Origin of the sequence: uncultured Senegalimassilia sp., from assembly GCF_934636665.1 — a bacterium.
GTDB lineage: Bacteria > Actinomycetota > Coriobacteriia > Coriobacteriales > Eggerthellaceae > Senegalimassilia.
On the sequence record NZ_CAKUAT010000015.1, the window covers coordinates 40,282 to 58,573 of the forward strand.

At 62.4% G+C, this 18,292-nt stretch carries 14 protein-coding genes, 2 tRNA genes and 1 pseudogene; 3 read left to right on the forward strand and 14 right to left on the reverse strand.

Annotated features, from left to right (window positions below; translation table 11 throughout):
* Nucleotides 1-87: 87 nt before the first annotated feature.
* On the reverse strand, nucleotides 88-1,032 hold the full coding sequence (locus Q0G75_RS07080; RefSeq protein ID WP_365910935.1) for an L-lactate dehydrogenase: 945 nt from the start codon (nucleotides 1,030-1,032) through the stop codon (nucleotides 88-90).
* 124 nt (nucleotides 1,033-1,156) lie between these two features.
* On the opposite strand from Q0G75_RS07080, the gene Q0G75_RS07085 reads away from it, so the two are divergent.
* A complete protein-coding gene (locus Q0G75_RS07085) occupies nucleotides 1,157-1,921 on the forward strand; it encodes a TraX family protein (protein WP_294416001.1) in 765 nt (254 codons plus the stop codon).
* Nucleotides 1,922-2,030: 109 nt separating this feature from the next.
* Here the strand turns inward: Q0G75_RS07085 and Q0G75_RS07090 are convergent, their stop codons facing one another.
* Together Q0G75_RS07090 and Q0G75_RS07095 are read right to left on the reverse strand one after the other, a co-directional pair.
* Complete coding sequence (locus tag Q0G75_RS07090) at nucleotides 2,031-3,557, reverse strand: LCP family protein (RefSeq protein WP_294416003.1); 1,527 nt, start codon at nucleotides 3,555-3,557, stop codon at nucleotides 2,031-2,033.
* Nucleotides 3,558-3,880: 323 nt separating this feature from the next.
* The gene (locus Q0G75_RS07095; RefSeq protein WP_294416004.1) at nucleotides 3,881-5,155 is read right to left on the reverse strand and encodes an ArsB/NhaD family transporter; all 1,275 of its coding nucleotides are present in this window, start codon (nucleotides 5,153-5,155) and stop codon (nucleotides 3,881-3,883) included.
* A gap of 227 nt (nucleotides 5,156-5,382) precedes the next feature.
* Here Q0G75_RS07095 and Q0G75_RS07100 point away from each other — a divergent pair, with 227 nt between their 5' ends.
* On the forward strand, nucleotides 5,383-7,602 hold the full coding sequence (locus tag Q0G75_RS07100) for a MurT ligase domain-containing protein (RefSeq protein WP_294416007.1): 2,220 nt from the start codon (nucleotides 5,383-5,385) through the stop codon (nucleotides 7,600-7,602).
* 242 nt (nucleotides 7,603-7,844) lie between these two features.
* Here the strand turns inward: Q0G75_RS07100 and Q0G75_RS07105 are convergent.
* From Q0G75_RS07105 to yedE, 7 genes are all read right to left on the reverse strand, one after another.
* Nucleotides 7,845-7,920 (reverse strand) — tRNA-Thr (locus Q0G75_RS07105).
* A 257-nt stretch (nucleotides 7,921-8,177) separates the two neighbouring features.
* The gene (locus Q0G75_RS07110; RefSeq protein ID WP_294416009.1) at nucleotides 8,178-8,666 is read right to left on the reverse strand and encodes a universal stress protein; all 489 of its coding nucleotides are present in this window, start codon (nucleotides 8,664-8,666) and stop codon (nucleotides 8,178-8,180) included.
* Between the two features lie 332 nt (nucleotides 8,667-8,998).
* Nucleotides 8,999-10,399 (reverse strand): APC family permease, encoded by a 1,401-nt coding sequence (locus Q0G75_RS07115; RefSeq protein WP_294416011.1) that lies wholly within the window; start codon nucleotides 10,397-10,399, stop codon nucleotides 8,999-9,001.
* 484 nt (nucleotides 10,400-10,883) lie between these two features.
* The gene (locus Q0G75_RS07120; protein WP_118349336.1) at nucleotides 10,884-11,795 is read right to left on the reverse strand and encodes an acetamidase/formamidase family protein; all 912 of its coding nucleotides are present in this window, start codon (nucleotides 11,793-11,795) and stop codon (nucleotides 10,884-10,886) included.
* Nucleotides 11,796-11,943: 148 nt separating this feature from the next.
* On the reverse strand, nucleotides 11,944-12,183 hold the full coding sequence (locus Q0G75_RS07125) for a DUF3343 domain-containing protein (protein WP_294416013.1): 240 nt from the start codon (nucleotides 12,181-12,183) through the stop codon (nucleotides 11,944-11,946).
* 3 nt (nucleotides 12,184-12,186) lie between these two features.
* Nucleotides 12,187-12,393, reverse strand: a complete 207-nt coding sequence (locus Q0G75_RS07130) for a sulfurtransferase TusA family protein (protein WP_042432096.1) — start codon at nucleotides 12,391-12,393, stop codon at nucleotides 12,187-12,189.
* Nucleotides 12,394-12,444: 51 nt separating this feature from the next.
* A complete protein-coding gene (yedE, locus tag Q0G75_RS07135; RefSeq protein ID WP_294416015.1) occupies nucleotides 12,445-13,545 on the reverse strand; it encodes a YedE family putative selenium transporter in 1,101 nt (366 codons plus the stop codon).
* A 636-nt stretch (nucleotides 13,546-14,181) separates the two neighbouring features.
* Between yedE and Q0G75_RS07140 the strand changes: the two genes are divergently transcribed.
* Nucleotides 14,182-14,258, forward strand: a tRNA-Met gene (locus Q0G75_RS07140).
* A gap of 651 nt (nucleotides 14,259-14,909) precedes the next feature.
* On the opposite strand, the gene Q0G75_RS07145 is transcribed toward Q0G75_RS07140, so the two are convergent.
* The 4 genes and pseudogenes from Q0G75_RS07145 to Q0G75_RS07155 all read right to left on the reverse strand — a co-directional run bounded on the left by Q0G75_RS07145 (nucleotide 14,910) and on the right by Q0G75_RS07155 (nucleotide 18,277).
* On the reverse strand, nucleotides 14,910-15,542 hold the full coding sequence (locus Q0G75_RS07145) for a DUF1919 domain-containing protein (protein WP_294416017.1): 633 nt from the start codon (nucleotides 15,540-15,542) through the stop codon (nucleotides 14,910-14,912).
* 58 nt (nucleotides 15,543-15,600) lie between these two features.
* A complete protein-coding gene (locus Q0G75_RS07150) occupies nucleotides 15,601-16,536 on the reverse strand; it encodes a Coenzyme F420 hydrogenase/dehydrogenase, beta subunit C-terminal domain (RefSeq protein WP_294416018.1) in 936 nt (311 codons plus the stop codon).
* A 33-nt stretch (nucleotides 16,537-16,569) separates the two neighbouring features.
* A pseudogene (locus Q0G75_RS09390) lies at nucleotides 16,570-16,824 on the reverse strand (4Fe-4S binding protein); the annotation flags it as partial.
* Nucleotides 16,724-18,277 (reverse strand): oligosaccharide flippase family protein, encoded by a 1,554-nt coding sequence (locus Q0G75_RS07155; protein ID WP_294416020.1) that lies wholly within the window; start codon nucleotides 18,275-18,277, stop codon nucleotides 16,724-16,726. The gene Q0G75_RS07155 and the pseudogene Q0G75_RS09390, both read right to left, overlap by 101 nt.
* Between the last annotated feature and the right edge of the window lie 15 nt (nucleotides 18,278-18,292).

Consider the following 18,292-nt stretch of genomic DNA (forward strand, 5'->3'; position numbering starts at 1 on the left):
GTTGTGAACAGGGAAGCGAGATGGTCAGCGTTTAGGGCGGAAAGCGCGTGCTTTATGCGGTTGGAGGGGGACGGGCAGGCGCGGGCGCTACAGGTCCAGCTTGTCGATGACCGATCGCAGCGTGGCGGCAGAGGCCTTGAGCTGCTCGGTTTCCGTCTCGTTGATCTTGATGGGCACCTGGTACTCGATGCCGCTGGCGCCGACGACCGCGGGCATGGACAGCACGATGTCGTGCAGGCCGTACTCGCCGTCGATGTAGTTGGACACGGGGAGAATAGGCTTCTCATCTCGGGTGATGGCCTCGCAGATGCGCTTGACAGTCATGGCGATGCCGTAGTAGGTAGCGCGCTTCTTCTTGATGATCTCGTAGGCGGCGTTCTTCACTTCCTCGGCGATGCGGTCCATGTTGCGCTGGTGGTCGGTATGGCCGCGCAGCTCGCAGAAGTCGTTGAGCGGGATGCCGGAGATGTTCGCCAAGCTCCATGCGGCGATCTCGCTGTCGCCGTGCTCGCCGATGATGCGGGCGTGCACGTTGCGCGGGTCGACGCCCAGGTGCTCGCCCAGGGCGTACTTGAAGCGCGCGGTGTCGAGCGTAGTGCCGCTGCCGAGCACGCGGTTAGCGGGTATGCCGGAGAGCTTGAGGGCCACGTAGGTCAGGATGTCCACGGGGTTCGAAACCACCAGCAGGATGCCCTGGTAATCGCGCTCGGCGATCTGCGGGATGATGGACTTGAAGATGGCGACGTTCTTGTTCACCAGGTCGAGGCGCGTCTCGCCGGGCGCCTGGTTCGCCCCGGCCGTGATGACGGTGATGGCCGCGTCGTCGATGTCGGAGTAGTCGCCCGCGTAGATGTTCATGGGGCTGCCGAACGCCATGCCGTGCGCGATGTCGAGGGCCTCGCCCTCGGCGCGGTCGTGATCGACGTCGATGAGCACCATCTCGGAGAACAGGCCCGACTGCATGAGGGCGAAGGCGCTGGCCGAGCCCACGAACCCGCAGCCGACGATGGCCACCTTGCGAGGATTGATGATTGCTGCCATGGTTGCTCCTATCCTTTGCGGGAGGGCCGCAAGCGTAGGTTTCGCGGGGCGCGCCCCGCGGGGGATGCATGCCGGAGGCAAAACGCCGAGCCGGCACGTAGGGTATACTGTGCGCATGATACAACAAGCTGGAACATCCGCCGCGGCAAAGCCGCGTCCCCAACGCGGTTTCACCGCGTTTCCCCTGAAAGTGCTGGCCATCGCAGGCATGACGTGCAACCACGCCTGCTACATCTACTGGGACTATCTGCCGCCCGGGATTCTGTGCGCGCTGTTCGCGCTTGGCGGCCTGACATTCCCCATCATGGCGTTTCTGCTGGTGGAAGGGTATCGCCATACGTCGAGCGTGCGGCGTTATGGCCGGCGGCTGCTGACATTCGCCCTGGTGTCCCAGGTTCCCTACGGGCTGTTCCTGGCGCATGAGATGAACGTGCTGTTCACGCTGTTCGTGTGCCTGTGCCTGCTGTACGCGTACGACCACATGCGGCGGCGCGGACTGTTCTGGCTGACGTTCGCGCTGGTGACCGCCCTGACGGCGTTTTGCGACTGGGGCGTCTTGGCTCCCTGCATGGTGCTCACGCTGCATGTGGTGAAGGACCGCAGGCAGCGCGTGGCGTACTCGGCGCTGCTGCCCATTGCCACCGGGGGGCTGCCGGCGCTTATGCAGCTGATGGAGCTTCCCACGCTGCAGAACCTGGCGTTCGCGCTGTATCCGCTAGCGGGCTGTAGCGCCACGATCCCGCTGCTATGGGCGTACAACGGCGGACGCGGCAGGTCCATGAAGTGGTTCTTCTACGCGTACTACCCCGCGCACATCGCCGTGCTGGGATTGGCGAAGGGACTGCTGCTGGGCGACTGGAGCATCGCCGTGACCGGGTAGTGCGCGGGAATCGCACGAAAACCGGCGAGGGTCGGGAAGACAACGAGGGCCGCTGCGCGATCGCAGCGGCCCTCGTTGTTTCGCCAGCATCCAAGAACGGACGCGACGCTTATTTCCAGTCGGCTCCCAGGACGATGAGGAAGTCCTCCTCGAACAGGTAGGTGTTCGAGTTCTGCACCGCCTTGCCCACACCGAGAGCCTTCACGATGGCCTCGGCCGCCTCTTTGTCGGAGGAGTCGTTGTACACCACCACGGTGTCCTGGTAATCGAAGTTGTCGGCGTTACTGGTGTTCACGCTGTAGCCAAGGCCCTGGATGCGCTCGGTGGCGTCGAGGCCGGCTCCCGCAAGGCCGTTGCCATTGCGGATGGCCACGCTGCCGCCGCGCTTGACCGCACCCGTGCCCTCACCCGCCGTGCCGCCGCTTGCAGCACCGCCGTCGCCGGTGGTGGCCAGGATGGTGCCCGAAGTCTTGTCGACGACGTCGCCCTCGGTGGGCGGCAAGCCCGCATCGACGCGCTTCATCATGGCCTTCCACTCCGCGGTGTTGTTCACCTCGTACCAAACGCCGTCGATGTACTCGGAGGTGGTGGGCTCCATGGCGGAATAGATGTCGGTGGACGGGTCGAGGCCCTGCATGGCCTGCGCAAGCCCGATGATGTCGGTGACGCCCAGGTCGGTGGTGACGTACTTCGACAGCGCCTGCACGGTGGATGCCATGGACGCCGCATCGGCCGACAGCAGCTTCTTGGCGATGGCGGACATGACCAGGCGCTGGTTGGCGGCACGGTATTCGTCACCCGGGCCGATCTCGTCGTAGGCGTGGCGCGCGCGGCACAGGATAAGGGCCTGGTCGCCGTTGAGCGTTTGCGGACCGGCGTCCAGGTGACCGCCGGCATCCTCGTCGTCGATGGTCATGGGAACGTCCACCTCGATGCCGCCGAGAGCATCCACGATGTCCCGGAAGCCGTCGAAGTTGATCTCAGCGTAATGCGAGATATCGACGCCCGCCAGCTTCGACACCGTCTGCACCGAGAGCGCGGGACCGCCGAACACGTGCGCGGCGTTGAGCTTGTTCACGCCGTATTCGCCCATGTCGACCATGGTGTCACGGTGCAGCGATACCAGCGTGACCTTCTTGTTCACGGGGTCGATGCGCGCGAGCATGATGCTGTCGGTGCGGTAGCTGTCGCCGAAATCGCCCGATTCGTCGCGCTCCTCGGAGCCGTCGGTTCCCATGAGCAGCATATAGAACGGCTCTTTGGTCATGTCGGTTTTGACCAGGTACTTCCCTACGTTGCCCAAACCCGCGTGCAGGTTGCCGGAAAGCACCTGTACATACGCGAACGCCGCACCGACGGCGATGACCGCCACGGCCAGCGCCGCGATGCCGGCATAGAACAGCTTGCCGTGCTTTTTGTGCTTGTGGGTTTTGGCGTACTCGTCGCGCGAAAGGCGGCGCGCCGACGGCTCGCCCTGATCGACGGAGGGCCGTTCACCGCCATAGCTGTTTCGCGCATAGCGGTTTTGGGCGCGCACATCTGCAGCGGTTGCGCGCCTGCCGTTGGATGGTTGGTTCGTGTTTGCCCGGCCCGCGCCGTAACGGTCGCGCCCGTAGCCTGTGCGTTTGTTATCCATACGGCCATTGTGACGGCCCCCGTCCCCCATGCAAGCGACCTCACACGCTTTGCGGGAAATGCCCATATGAGCACAAGCGGGGAACGGCGGCCTGCCCGAGGGGAAAAGAAAGGCCTGGAACGCATTTCGCGTTCCAGGCCTTCGGGGCGGGAAATCCGGGGCTCCGCCAAAGTCAGCGAGGGGCCCTGTGGTGCCCGGAATTCGCCTGAAGCAAGGCGGCATAGGCCTTTGGGCCATGCCGCCGAAGCTGAAGGCGAAGGCCGGGTGCCACAGGGCTCCGCAGCGTCGAGCAGTTCCGCCGGCCGGCAGGCCGGCGGAAGCAGTTAGCCACCCGGGAAGCGGATGACCATGTAGATGGCCGCGATGGCCACCGTGAACAGCATGATGGGGAAACCACGCTTGAAGAACTGCATGAACGTGATCTCATGCCCGAACTTCTTGCTGATGTCGGACAGCACTACGTTGGCGGATGCGCCGATGAGCGTACCGTTGCCGCCCAGGCAAGCGCCCAGGGACAGCGCCCACCACAGGGCCGTGCCGTCGAGGCCGTCGGCCTCGAGCGTCAGGATGATGGGGATCATGGTTGCCACGAACGGGATGTTGTCCAGGAAGCTGGAGATGACGGCCGAGCCGAACAGCACCGCGAGCATGGTGATCATAAGGTTGCCGCCCGTGACGTCGATGAGCCCCTGGGCCAGCATGCCGATGACGCCCGTCTCGGACATGGCACCGACGATGATGAACAGGCCGGCGAAGAAGCACAGCGTGGTCCACTCGACGCCGTGCAGAGCCTCTTCGATGCTCTCGCCGGAGATGAGCAGGATCAGGCCGGCGGCGGCAAGGGCGATGACGCAAGACTCCAGACCGAGCGCGCCGTGGGTCATGAAGCCGACGACCACGAGGGCGACCATGACCACGCTGATGTGCAGCAGGCGGCGGTCCTTGATGTAGTCGTTCTCATCGAGCTCCATGATGGCCTTGCGATGCTCCTCGTTCGCGGAAATCTTACGGCCGTACATGACGTAGAACAGACCGATAACGGCCGCCAGGATGATGATGACCGCCGGGGCGTCGTAGGCGATGAAGTCGGCGAAGGTGTAGCCCGCAGCCGAGCCGATCATGATGTTGGGCGGGTCGCCGATGAGCGTTGCCGTGCCGCCGATGTTGGACGCCAGGATCTGCGTCATGAAGAACGGCACCGGATCGATGTCGAGCAGGCGGCACACGGTGATGGTCATAGGACCGATGAGCAGCACGGTGGTGACGTTGTCCAGGAAGGCGGACAGCACAGCCGTGAGCAGCACGAACAGCACCATGATGGTCCAAGGGTTGCCCTTCGCCACGCGCGCGCACTTGATAGCCAGGAACTCGAACACGCCCGATTGCTTCACCACGGCCACGAACAGCATCATGCCGAACAGCACGCCGAGCGTGTTGAAGTCGATGTGCCCGATAGCCGTTTCGAACGGCATGATGTGCAGGATGAGCAGCAGCATGGCGCCGGTGATGGCGACGAGGGCGCGATGCACCTTCTCGGTCATGATGGCGATCATAGCCACCACGAAGATGGCGACGGATATGATCTGGCTAGTATCCATATCCCACCGCCTTGGTTTCGTTGTTTTCCACGGGTCCTTCTTTCTCCAAAACGCGCGAAACCCTTATACGATCGCGCAAAAATCCACTATAGCAAAACCCCATTTCCCCATGCCGATCCGGAGGGAAAGTTTCTCGTGTTTTAACGTTGAAAGGCGGCGGTGCGCGGCGACCGCCCAAGCGCGGGATATACTGGGCGCAAGCATTTACGAAGGTAAGCGAGGAAACCATGGGATTGAGATTCACCGCCGCCCGCGCGGTCAGCAGCGTCTCCACTTGGGGCCTGAAAAACGTGTTCCACCGCCCCGCCGCGAACTTCCCGGGCAAAATGGCCCTGTACGTGGACCCGCAGCTTATCGGGCACCTACGCGGCAAGCTTGAGCGCGGAAGCGTGTGCGTGGTGGGAACCAACGGCAAGACCACCGTTTCCAACCTGCTTGCCGACGTGCTTGAGACGTCGGGCCAGCGAGTCGTCTGCAACCGCACGGGCGCGAACCTGGATTCGGGCGTGTCCACGGCGCTGCTGCATGCCGGCAAGGCCGACTGGGGCGTGTTCGAGTGCGACGAGTTGTGGCTAGCAAGGATCCTGCCGCAGCTGCGCGCGAACTACGTGGTGCTGCTGAACCTGTTCCGCGACCAGCTTGATCGCTGCGGCGAGATCGACCGCATCCAGGACAGCATCGTCAAGGCGCTGGGCAGCTCGCCTGAAACCGTGCTGGTATACAACGCCGACGATCCGCTGTGCGCGTCCATCGCCGACCGTGCCGGGCAGCTGCCGGGCCGCGAGGGCACGCGGTCGATCGCCTTCGGCGTGGCCGAGAGCATGGGCTTGGCGCAGAACACCGTTTCCGACGCCACGATGTGCCAGCGCTGCTCCACCATGTTCGAGTACGACTGGCGCCAATACGGCCAGCTGGGCGAATGGCGCTGCCCGAACTGCGGCTTCGCGCGCCCTGCGCTCGACTTCGCCGCCGAAAACGTGCAGCTGGGAGTTGACGGGTTGGCGTTCTCGCTTGCCAAGCCCGGCGCCGGCGATGCCGGGCGCGAAGGGGCGTTCTCGGTGACGGCGCGCTTCAGCGGCGCCTATATGGTGTACAACCTGGCCGCGGTGAGCGTTGCCGCAAGCTTGCTGGGGTGCACAAACGAGGCGCTGCAGAAGGCCGTCGATGCGTTCGACCCGCAAAACGGACGCCTGCAGACCTACAACCTTGCCGGCCGCCGCGTCCTGCTGAACCTGGCGAAGAACCCCACCGGCTTCAACCAGAACCTCAAGATCGTGGCGCAAGACCAGGCGCCGAAGGTGGTGGCCTTCTTCATCAACGACAAGGAGGCCGACGGGCGCGACGTGTCGTGGCTGTGGGACATCGACTTCGAGGAGCTGGCGCAGGCGGGCCCGCTGACGGCGTACGCCGGAGGCATCCGCGGGCGCGACATGGCCGTGCGCCTGAAGTACGCCGGCATCGATGCCCAAACCGTCGAAAGCGCCGATGACCTGCTGCATCGCATCGCTCAGCAACCGCGCGAGGTAAGCGCGTACATCATCGCGAACTACACGTCGCTGCCGGGTTGCAAGGCCGCGCTGGACGCCGCCGTGGCAGCAGGCGGCGAAGTGGAGCCGGCCGCGGGAGAAGCGCCCGCACCGCGCGATTTCGGGACGCAGGGCACGTCGGCCAGCGAAGGGGCGGCAAGCGGCCAGAACCCCGTTGTCATCGCGCACCTGTTCCCCGACCTGCTGAACCTGTACGGCGACGGCGGCAACGTGCGCGTGCTGCAGCAGCGCCTGGCCTGGCGCGGCATCCCCGCGGAGGTCCGCCGCGTGAACCACGGCGACGCCATCGACCTTTCCGGCGTCGACCTGATCATGATGGGCGGCAGCCCCGACCGCGAGCAGAAGCTTGCCAGCGCCGACATCGTGGCCATGCGCGACCAGCTTGACGCGTACGTGCAGGACATGGGCCCGCTGCTGGCCATTTGCGGCAGCTACCAGATGCTGGGCCGCGAGTGGCTGGTGGACGGCGAGAAGGTGCCCGGTCTGGGCCTGGTGGGCATGACCACGGGACGCCCCGGCACCTCGGGCGACCGACTGGTGAACAACATCACGCTGCGCAGCCCCTTGGCCGATGAGCCCGTGGTGGGCTACGAGAACCACGCAGGCCGCACGTACCTCGACGAGGGCGTTGAGCCTTTCGGCACCGTGGTATCCAACACGGGCCTGGGCAACAACGAGGAGACCAAGCAGGACGGCGTGCGCTACAAGAACGTGCTGGGCACGTACCTGCACGGCCCGCTTCTGGCGAAGAACCCGCAGATCGCAGACTGGCTACTTGCCCGCGCGCTTGAGCGCAACGCCAAACGGACCGGGCAGCCCCTGATCGAGCTAGCCCCGCTTGACGACGCGCCGGAGGAGGCCGCGAACGCCTTCATGTGCGACAAGCTGGGAGCCAAGTAACGGCGGATTGCCGATGCGGGCGGGCGCGAAAACATCTAAGCCTGCTGGCGAACGCGAAGGCCGTCAGGCTGGAGGCGAACGCGAGCGAGCGCCGAAGTGCCCCGACCTGCAAGCGAACGCAAAAGCGCGGTGCCGGCCTTTGCGAGGAAATCGCATGGGACCGGCGCCGCGCTTTTTATTTGGGAGTGATTTCGAGAAAAAGAAAGCGGGCCGGACATTTCTGCCCAGCCCGCGTACATTCGTGGAGCCAACGACCGGATTCGAACCGGTGACCTGCGCTTTACGAGAGCGCTGCTCTACCAGCTGAGCCACGTTGGCACACGGCTTCTTGCGAAGCGCGAATATGAACTATACCGAAGAGCCTGTCGTTTCGCAAGGGGCAAATGCAACTTTTCGGGCGAACGAGCGGGCATTCGCCGTTTCTCCACAGGCTCGCATTTTAGCGTTGCGGCCCTCGAGAGCCGCATGAGCGCGCACCCTGCCGCTGCTGCCGTCACACCCGAGAGCCGCAGAGGGCGCTCCCTAGAGCCGAGACCATCACGCCCGAGAGCCGTCTCGGCGCACAGCTTCGCCAGCTACTCCTCGTCCTCTGGGGCTTTCACCACCAGCACGGGGACCTGGGCCTCACGCAGCACGTAGCTGCTCACGCTGCCCAGCATGCCGCGCAGAGCGCCCAGACCGCGGCTGCCCATGATGATGAGCCCGCAGCCGTTCTCCTGCGCGTACTTCACGATTTGGTCGCCCGGGTGCACCTCGGGCAGCAGGCAGACGCGCTTCTCGTTCATGAGCGGGCGGATCACCCCGTCGACCTGCGCATGCAGGCGCTCGGATGCCTCCTCCGCCGCCTCCTCCATGGCTTCTTGCATGCCCATGGGGACGACGCTTTCGGTCAAATCCACACCACGAGCCTCGAGCTTTGCCACGGCGGTTCGCTCCAGGTCGACGATCTGGACGACGTGCAGTGCAAGCCCGGCGTCCTCCTTCGCGAAGCGCACGGCCTCGTCAAGCGCCGCGCAGGCGGAATCGGACCCATCGAACGGAACCATAACGGCATCGTAGAGCATTGCAACCCCCTTCTTTCACCGGTTGAACCTGGCAAGGCAAGGCGGCGCAGCGCGTTGCGACGAGCACCGAACGCGACGCCGACGGCCGCACACCCCCGGCAACCTCGCATCCGCATCCCCGCGTGTCGCGCGTGTTCCGCGAGCTGCCGAAGCTGCTCAACGCGCAAGGGCCGCGTCCCCTTCCCCATCAGGCTTTATCCCCAGTATAGCAAGAAGCCCTGCGACAATTGCCGCAGGGCTTCCGCAAACGCCGCTCGCGCAAACGGCGTTGCCATGTTGTAACGTTTCGCCAACACGACGGGCGAGCCGCCCATGCGCAAGCGAAATGCCGGCTACACCTCGAGGTGCTTGAACGCCTCGGGCACTTCCTTGAAGCCCTTCGACTTCACGGCGCCGACGATCAGGCCGATGATCAGCCACACGATACCGACGATGTAGGTCATCGTCTCGAAGCCGGTGAAGACGTACACCAGGATGGCGATGCCGATCCAGGGGCAAATCAGGTACTTCATGATGTCGCCGAAGGAGTTGCGCTTCTTCTCGCGGATGAAGAAAAACAGGAACACGGCGAAGTTCAGCAGGATGAACGAGGCCAGGGCGCCAAAGTTCACCAGGCCGGCAAGCTGGGTCATCTTGTCGCCCATGGGGATGGACAGGCACAGGGTGACCACGCCCAGGAACACGGCGGAGAACCAGGGGGTCTGGTACTTCGGGTGGACCTTGCCGAACGCCTTCGGGATAACGCCGTCGCGGCCCATGGAGTACAGCAGGCGCGAGGAGGCCATCTGGGCGTTCATGATGTTGGCGATGCCGATGGCGATGATGTTGATGACCAGCATGATCTTGTAGAAGACCGGGCCGCCCACCAGCATGACGGAATCGAAAAAGCCCATGTCGGGGTCGGTGTTGGCCCAGTCTGGCTGCACGATGGCGGCGATGTAGGTCTGGGCGACGAACACGACGATGATGGCGCACAGGGCGATCAGGATGCCGCGGCCGATGTTCTTCTCGGGCTCGTGGGTTTCCTCAGCCAGCGTGGACATGCCATCGAAGCCCAGGAAGGAAAGCGCGGCCAGCGAGATGCCGGCAGCGATGAAGTGGGCGTCGACCTGGCCTTCCTGGTAGATCGGGTCGAGGACGAAGGCACCGGCGCCGCCGCCGCCCATGATGAAGTTGCAGCCGAGCGCGATGAACGCGATGACGGCCAGGACCTCGATGACGAAGATGACCCAGTCAACGCCGCGGCTCATCTGGATGCCGCGGATATTCACGAACGTGTTGAAGGCGATGAAGACCACGGCCCACAGCCATGCCGGGCTGTTGGGGATCAACGCGGTGCCCCAGTTCATGACCATGACGATGAGCAGGGACGGAACCAGGATGTAGTCCAGCAGGATCAGCCAGCCGGCGATGAAGCCGACGTGCGGGTTGATGCCGCGCTGCACGTAGGAGTACACGGAACCGGCGATCGGGAAGCGACCGGACATGCGCATGTAGCTCATGGCGGTGAACATGATGGCCACGAAGCCGATGATGTAGACCAGCGGCGTCATGCCGTGGCTGTTCTGCTGGATGGAGCCGAAGATGGATTGCGGGGCGATGATGACCATGAACAGGACGCCGTACATCACCACGTCCCAAAGGCCCATCCCGCGGCGCAGCTCTTGCTTGTAGCCGAACTGCTCGATGTTGTCCCCGGCGTTACCCTTCGCCGGGGCTTTTTGCTCTGCCATTTCCCTTTCCTCTCTTTCTTGCGGGGAAAACAAGCATTGCGCAGAGCCAGGAGCGCGATTCCCGGCTCTACGCAATAGTCCGTACTTTAGCACGTTAAAGCGCTCGAGTAGGGCGGATATGGCGATTCCTAGCGCCGCCGTACGTCATTTTGGGGCTGAGGGGCGCCTTTGCGCGTGCATAGGGCGCGAAAAATGCCCGGTTTCCTGGGAAAACCGGGCATTTTGCATGAGACGGCAAAATCAACAACAGCGAGATAACCGTGTATTTTAACGCCTGCTAACTAAGGCGAACGGTAGCTTTTCGGAGTTAAACGGTTGCGCGAACGCATGGGGTTCCGTGCGTTGCGCGGCGCAAACCGGCCAGGCCCCGCCGTTTGACCGAATTGCGCCCCAGCGCCGCGAACGGCCGCCACGGCTCGCAAGCCCGCGGCCCGCGAACTGACCAGCCAGCGCCTACGGCTGCGGAACCTATGGCCGAACGATCTTACGGCTGCGGAATCAGAACGGGGAACTCGGACAGCTTCGGCGTCCCGATGCGCAGCGACACGTCGACCTCGCACGGCTCGCAGCCCTGGCTCACCTCGACGTCGCTTTGCACGGACATATACATGTAGGTTTCCACAGCGTCCCAACCGGTGACGCGCATCAGCAGACGCTGCAGCTCCTTCGAGCCGTTCATGAGCGCCTGCTCGTAGTGGGTACCGCTGCAGTTCACGTACCACTTGCCGTCGGGGCCGAAGGTCTCAAGCACGGGCCAGTTCAGCTCGAAGTCCTTCACCAGCTGCACGCGAACGGTGATTTCAGCGGGGATCTCGATGCCGGTGCCGCACAGCTCGGCGTCGCCCATGGTGGCGTGCACATCGCCCATCTGCAGAAGCGCGCCGGGGACGCGCACGGGGAAGTACAGGCGCGTGCCCTTGGTGATCTTCTTGTTGTCCATGTTGCCGCCGTGGCTGCCCACGAAGCCGTCGATGACGTCGGGGCCGGACGGCGCGGTGCCGATGACGCCGATCATGGGATTGATCGGGAAACTGACCTGGTTGAACGTGGCCATACCGTCCTTGATGGGGATCTTCTTGGTACGGTAGCCGGTGGTCTCGAACAGCGGGCCGCAGTGGTCGTCGGTGGCGATGGTGCCCTCGTCGGCAACCTTCACCTCGTAGATGTCGACCACCAGCACGTCGCCGGGCTCGGCGCCCTCGATGTAAACGGGGCCTGCCGCCGGATTGGCGAAACCGTAGGTGTAATCCAGGTCGGCCATGGTGGTGTTCTCGTCGGGAATGCGGTTGCTGAAGCAGTCCTGCGTGTTGAACTGCAGCACCTCGCCGGGCTTGGCCGTGGCACAAGGCTTGTTGTCCTTCGAGAATTCGTAAACCTGATCGGTGATGATCTGCATGATGCCCCCTTCTTCATGGTAGCGAACGCGGCTTGCCGCCGTTTCGAGCGATTGTACGCCAACGGCCGCAGGTACGCCACAAACGCAAAAGGCGTACTCCCGAACACGGAAGCACGCCCCTTCGACGCGTTATATAGACACGCAAGGCTCACAGCTCGAGCACGACGGCCTGCTCGAGCTCGATGCCGCTGCGCTGCGCCAGCGAGTCCAGCAGCTCCGCCTCAACCTCGGGTTCGAGCCACGCCATGCCGCACCCCGCGGAAAGCTGCCGCGGGATGGGCGCAAGGCGGCCGCGAAGGCCCTCGCCTGCGGCCGCCTGCTTGAAGGCGAGCGCGTCAGTGGTGGTATGGAACGACGCCACCGCCGTCTTCACCTTCCGCCGCGCCATGGGTTAGGCGATCTCGATCACGAAATCGTCGCCGACGCGCTGCGCCGTGGCCGTGCGCTTGCGCTTCTTCGCCAGCGAGCAGATGTTGTCGCGCGCCACGGTGTTGCTCACCGTCACCTTGATGGGCTCGGAGCCGCCCTTCTTCATGGCGTTCATGGTCAGGATGACCGGTTCGGGACAGGAAAGCCCTCGGGCGTCAACTTCGATCATTGGAAGTCCTTTCGGTAAATGAACTGGGGAAACACGCTTGCAGCTTATACGCTACGCGGCGTTCTTCTGCTTGTGCACGTTCACGATGGCGATGACGAACAGCACCACGATGCAGCACACGAGCACGATCTGGCCCGCAACGCTCGGACCGCCCAGGACGGCGGCCTTCTCGGCGGTTGCGGCGGAGGCGGCAGCGCCCGCCAGGCCGAAGTTGTGGGCGAAGGCGGCGCCGATGAGCATGCCGACGAAGGTGACGGCGGCGTCGCAGGAGCCCTGGCCGGCCAGCGTCATCTGACGCAGCGGGCAACCGCCGGCCAGCGTGGCGCCGAAGCCCACGGCGTACAGGCCCAGGATGTTCCACAGGTGCTGGGAGTGGGCGATGGGCTGGCCGTCGAAGCTGAGCTTGAAGCCGCCCGTGGCCAGGTTGAACACCGCCATGACCACGAACAGGCCGGCGATGGGGAGCATCAGGTCGAAGTCGCGCATGAGGAAGATGTTGCGGACGGAGCCGGCGAAGCAGATGCGGACCTTCTGCGCCAGGGCGCCGATCACCAGGGCGGTCACCAAGGCGATGAGCACGGGGGCATGCTTGGAGCCCGGGCCAGCCTGGCTGACGGCGAACACGCCAGCGAAGACGCTGATGCACAGGCCGATGATCAGTAGCACGGGCAGGACGGCGCCGGCCGTCTTGTTCGTGTCATGCTCGCGGCCCAGCGAGTAGCCCTTCTTCAGGAAGAACGTGCCCGTGGCAACGCCCAGAACGAAGCCGATGAGACCGACCCAGGCGTTCAGGTCGCCGGCGGCCATGCGCAGCACCATGCGCAGCGGGCAGCCCAGGAAGATGAGGGCGCCGATCATCATGATGAAGCCCAGGACGAATCGGGTCATGGGGGAAGAGCCCGCCGTGGAGCGGTACTCGCGCGTGGCCAGGGCGATCAGGAACGAGCCGACGACCAGACCGACGACCTCGGGACGGAAGTACTGCACCGTCTCGGTGGTCTGCAGCTTCATGGAGCCTGCCATGTCGCGGATGAAGCACGCGGCGCACATGGCCATGTTGGCGGGGTTGCCGGAGAAGGCCAGAAGCGCCATTCCAAGGCCAACCAGCACGCCGACCAGGGCCAAGCCCTTTTTGCTATTGAGGAAATCCAAGGAAGTCCCTTTCTATATATAAAGATGAATCGTTCGCATTCGATTCTCCGTCGCGCATGCGCACGCGCGGGCCGCGGGCCCACGGGGGACGACAAGGCAGAACGCCAAAACGCCATTCGAAACGGAAAACAATGCAAGCCGCGTCAAGGCGCGGCGAAATCGACGCCCAGCAGAATGCGTCGGATGCGGGCAGATAGCCCATAGCAGAATGATCGCGCTAGCAGAATTTGCGCGAACCAGTGGTGCATTGTAAGGAGACAACGGTTTCGTGTCAAAGGCGGAGGGCGCTAATCTTCCCCGAACGGTAGACGGGGCACTTGCGCAAGCGTCGCCCATAAGGCTTGCCGTGGGTTTGCCCATAGGATCCTCGTAGCATTGTCATTGCGTCGCCTATGGGGTTCCGCCGAATCGCCTGCAGAGATGCCGCAGATTCGCCTGTTAAGGTTCCCATATCTTCGCCGCAGCCTTGCCTATAGGGACCCTTTTAGCATTGCGCGACATTACTCCGAAGTGCCGTCTATTTGTGAAGGTTCTGTGACAGGAAATCATTTGCTTGCATTACTACCGAATGGCGCGTATAGTTCTTTCTCGCAGCTTTTCCGAAACATTCAGTTCCGCGAAAAGCGGGTCACATATTGCGGGGTGGAGCAGTCTGGTAGCTCGCCGGGCTCATAACCCGGAGGCCGTAGGTTCAAATCCTGCCCCCGCGACCAAATGTTCAAGCCGCCCACCGGGTGGCTTTTTTATGTCTTGGTTTTCGTTTCCTGTACTGCTTACTGCTTACTGCGCGGAAGAACCCAGGTGCTCCCGCGCTTTTGCCCTTTCCCTCGAACGGCCGCCAAAAAAATAACGAGCACGAAGCCCACGATGCTCACCAGCAAATGCCACAACGGCCACGAATAGTAGTTTTCACCAAGGGACAGCGTACCCCGCGCAATTACAGCAAAAAACGTAAGCCAAACTGTCGCCGTGAATCACGCTACCGAAAACGGAAACAGGGAGAAACAGCACGGTCCAAATCAGGTATAGCTTCAGCTGCTCGCCGGTCGTCTTGCGGACGCGCGCCGCGCCAGGAAGCGCTTTCTCAACGAACGATGCCTTATCTAACCCGCGAAAGCACAGGAGAGCAGAGTCCATGAAAAAGAACTGCACCGCGACCACGTCAATCCCCTCGATGATTCTCTCGGCAAGGAAACCCCACCAGGGGCCTCGTGTGAATCTTCACAACTAAGAAAGCCATCAGGAGTTTCGCTACGTCCAAGTCGGGGTAGTTAGCGCGCATCACCTTAGAGCCCAATTAGAATCCTCCACCTTCTTTCGAAGCAAATTGCCCACAAGAGCGACTTCATAAGCGTTCATGACAATTACCTTTGCGAGCTCGCCTTTATCCCGTCACCGTTAAAAAAGCTCACGTAGTCGAAAGCATCAAGATATCTGCGCCCGCTCAGCCTGGAGACGTAGTTCGAGAGCACGTCTACTTCGCCTCCTGTCACCGGAAAAGAAGGATCGTAGAATGCTGAAGCTATGTCCGGCATCGGCTTCGACACGAACACGACCTTGTTCCGATAAGGAAGCTCGTCAAAAGCAACCAGGTCGTCATGCGTGCACCCGTCACGCTCGGTCATGACATAGAACGCGTTATCGAAATCGATCCTGTCCAACCCGGAATTCCATTTTGCCACGGCCTCGTCGAAACTCTGGTAATGAACGAAATCGACCCTAATGTCATCGAGGATGCCGACAGGGTAGTCAGCACCCTCTCCCGCGACAAAACGAGCCTCATACAGGTAGTGTTGCAGGTTGCCTAAGAACCTCACGTACTCCTTGGGCCTGATGTAAAGGTTGACGGTTGGGCTCCTAAACTGCAGCCCGAGGTCGTGCGTCATCACCCCGCCGTTGCAGTTGCTCGCAAAGACCGTCGGATTGGGGTTGGTAAGCCTTGCCCTGTTCCTCTTGTCCAAGCCCTTTCTCATGAACTGTTTGAATCCGTGGCTCAACGCCCCGCCTCCCTTTCATCGTTGCGCAGGGCGTCTGTTGCTAAGCCCCGCCATCTGGTTATTTCCCTATCAGCCTCAGCAGCTTGTGCTTCGTGGTGCGAATCCAGAATCGTTTCCAGGCCCAAGTCTTGCGAACGGCAGAGTCGAACCCGACCTTCCCATAGGCCTTAATAAACCGTGACCTGTCCTTGGTCCTTGCAGATGGCTCGTGGAGGTTGGTCTGCTCCGCATTGTCGGCCTCGCTGAAGAGGCGCTCCTCGCGGTAGACGGTCTCGGGCAAACCGGCGAGGGCATCGATGCCCGCCTGCGTATTGCACAGCACGACTGAGACCTTGCCGGGCGGCACGGACCCCAGCGTCGCCTTGTCCAGGCCCCAGAAGTCTCCGAGCGTGATGTCTCCCGCCCGCTGGTTGCGCGCGTAAGGACATTCGTAGCAGGCGTCACGATGGATGACGCCTGCTACGAAGACGGAAAAATATCCGTCTTCGAAGCAGGGCTCGTCGAAGACGAGCTCACCGTCGCGATACGCGCACATGTGGAAATCGTTCGCCCCACGGAACGAGAACGAATCCCAGCGCCCCCCGACCTGAAAGTCCAAATGCTCGCGAAGAAACGCAATCGGCGGGGTGCCGTGGCATATGAGGTCGACGCAGATCAACCCCTCGTGCGTATCGCCGACGATAGAGCGCAAGGCCGCGATCTGGCATGGCGTCGAGATGAAGAGCACTTTCCTACCGTCAGCGAGCAGCTTTCTGACGTCCCCGTATGCGCCGCCGGGGTCGCTGTAGACGTACTTGGAGCCGCGCAGACTCTCCAGGTCGACTTCGCGTTCGACCGAGACGCAGCGCGCCGCCCCGCCTATAGATGCCGTCCCGTAAACGACGCCACCCTCGTAGACGACCTTTCTCGCAAGCGCCGTGGCAATACCGCCCGAAGAAGAGAGGGCCACGTCGCTCGGTTCGCTGCTCCAAGCCGCGTAGGTCTTTAGGGGCATCCTGAGTTCTACGGGAGCGCATGCGGGGCAAACGGCGTGGCATCGCCTGCAATCCCTGCATTTTGAGGGGTCGACGGTCGGAGAGGGCTCGCCGCAAAGGCCGCCCTCCTTCATGTCGAGCGCATGGAAAGGGCATGCGTCGACGCATGCTCCGCACCCAGTGCACGTCAAGTCACCGCAAACGAAATTAACGGGCATCGCCCCTCCTAAAGCCGAGTTTTCCTCGCAAGAGGCCGAGGATTGCCGAACGCTCGCCCTTGTCGAACAAGGTGAGCAGCTCGAAGGCATAGCCGATGACGGCAGCGGAAAAAGCAACGGCTACGAGCATAGCCCAGCTGGTGCACAGGCCCGCCTGGTCGACAAGCGCGTAGCCGAGCCAAAGGACAGCAAGGACGAGAACCTCTCGCGCGAGCGGCTTGTAAAACGTCCGCCTGCGCACGCCGATGACGACAGCGCAATAAAGCGGTTGGACAAGCGCGTGGCGCACGAACATCAGGATTGAGCTCACCCCGGCGATGACGATGAGCTTATCGAACGAGGTGAAGAGGATTAAGGGGAACTCTATGGCAAGCGTCGCCAAGCTGAACCCGAAGGCGATAAGGACCGAGCCCTTAATTTTTGTGGTCAGCGTGTTCGCGTAATAAAGGGGCTCGACAAGGGCACTCGCAATGAGCGAGACGACGGTCAGAACAGAGAGAAGCTGGATTTCGCCCAACTCGGCCACAGACCTACCAGGCAGCCATAGAGAGTAAAACGACGGCCCGAAACCGATGAACCCGGCAAGCGGCACAATCATGAACGCCGAGGTGAAACGCATAGCAAAATCGAACCTGCTCACCAGCTCCGCCTTGTCGCCACGGGCATAGGCTTGGGCCATCTTTGGGTAGAAGAGGTTCGCGATGCTCCCGGAAAGGCTCGTCAAAGCCTGGGGGACCGTCTTGGCAATGGACAGGAGCCCCATGGCGGCCCCGCTGACAAAGATGTTGGCAATGAGAAGGTCAAGGCCAGTCTGGATGAGGTTGTTGACGTTCTGGAGGCTGTTCCACACACCTATTTTGAGGAGCTCCCAGACTTTGCTGGGGTTGAACCGCGAAAGCGACAGCTTGAGTTCCGGAAGGAGCCTGCGCGTCACGGCCACCTGCACCGCTCCGGTTGCGACCGTCGCAACGAGGCCCGCGACGCTGAAGTACCACATATGGGGCAAAGCCACCCAGAACAGGACGAACAGAAAGATAACGCGAAGGACCGAGCCGAGAAGCTGGCCAATTGAGTTCAAGAACAGCTCGTTTTTGATGAAGGCCGCGACGCCGAACACGACCATGAGAAGCCCTATCCCGGCATTCAAGAACGCGAGCAGGACGGTGATTCTCAAGTCGCTGACCAGTTCAGGCGTCACGCTGACGAGCGTCTCTATATTGGCGGCGAGGAACACCGATCCGACGAGAATCGCGAATGCCATGATGCAGTTCGAGAAAAAGACCGAAGAGAAGTACTCTTCCGCATCTTCAGTCTCCCCCTCGTGGTAGGAGACCGTGATGAACCGGCTCGCCATGGCATTGAGCGCTGCCGTGATGATTGCGACATAGCTGACGAAGTTGTTGACCAGCCCCACGAACCCGTAGGCCTCGTCGCCGAGCTTCTGGAGCACAATCGGCGTGAGGACGAAGCTGATGATGAACTGCGAGCCAAGCACTGCGATTTGCGCGGCGAAGTTCAGGGCGAATTTCTTTTTGTCTCCCATCGGTTTCGGCAGAAA

Bases quoted from the DNA above. Each gene is read 5' to 3' on its own strand.
- Q0G75_RS07115 (WP_294416011.1), bottom strand. From the start codon at position 10,399: ATGGCAGAGCAAAAAGCCCCGGCGAAGGGTAACGCCGGGGACAACATC.
- Q0G75_RS07100 (WP_294416007.1), top strand. From the start codon at position 5,383: ATGGGATTGAGATTCACCGCCGCCCGCGCGGTCAGCAGCGTCTCCACT.
- Q0G75_RS07125 (WP_294416013.1), bottom strand. From the start codon at position 12,183: ATGGCGCGGCGGAAGGTGAAGACGGCGGTGGCGTCGTTCCATACCACC.
- Q0G75_RS07155 (WP_294416020.1), bottom strand. From the start codon at position 18,277: ATGGGAGACAAAAAGAAATTCGCCCTGAACTTCGCCGCGCAAATCGCA.
- Q0G75_RS07090 (WP_294416003.1), bottom strand. From the start codon at position 3,557: ATGGATAACAAACGCACAGGCTACGGGCGCGACCGTTACGGCGCGGGC.
- Q0G75_RS07085 (WP_294416001.1), top strand. From the start codon at position 1,157: ATGATACAACAAGCTGGAACATCCGCCGCGGCAAAGCCGCGTCCCCAA.
- Q0G75_RS07095 (WP_294416004.1), bottom strand. From the start codon at position 5,155: ATGGATACTAGCCAGATCATATCCGTCGCCATCTTCGTGGTGGCTATG.
- Q0G75_RS07110 (WP_294416009.1), bottom strand. From the start codon at position 8,666: ATGCTCTACGATGCCGTTATGGTTCCGTTCGATGGGTCCGATTCCGCC.
- Q0G75_RS07130 (WP_042432096.1), bottom strand. From the start codon at position 12,393: ATGATCGAAGTTGACGCCCGAGGGCTTTCCTGTCCCGAACCGGTCATC.
- Q0G75_RS07120 (WP_118349336.1), bottom strand. From the start codon at position 11,795: ATGCAGATCATCACCGATCAGGTTTACGAATTCTCGAAGGACAACAAG.
- Q0G75_RS07150 (WP_294416018.1), bottom strand. From the start codon at position 16,536: ATGCCCCTAAAGACCTACGCGGCTTGGAGCAGCGAACCGAGCGACGTG.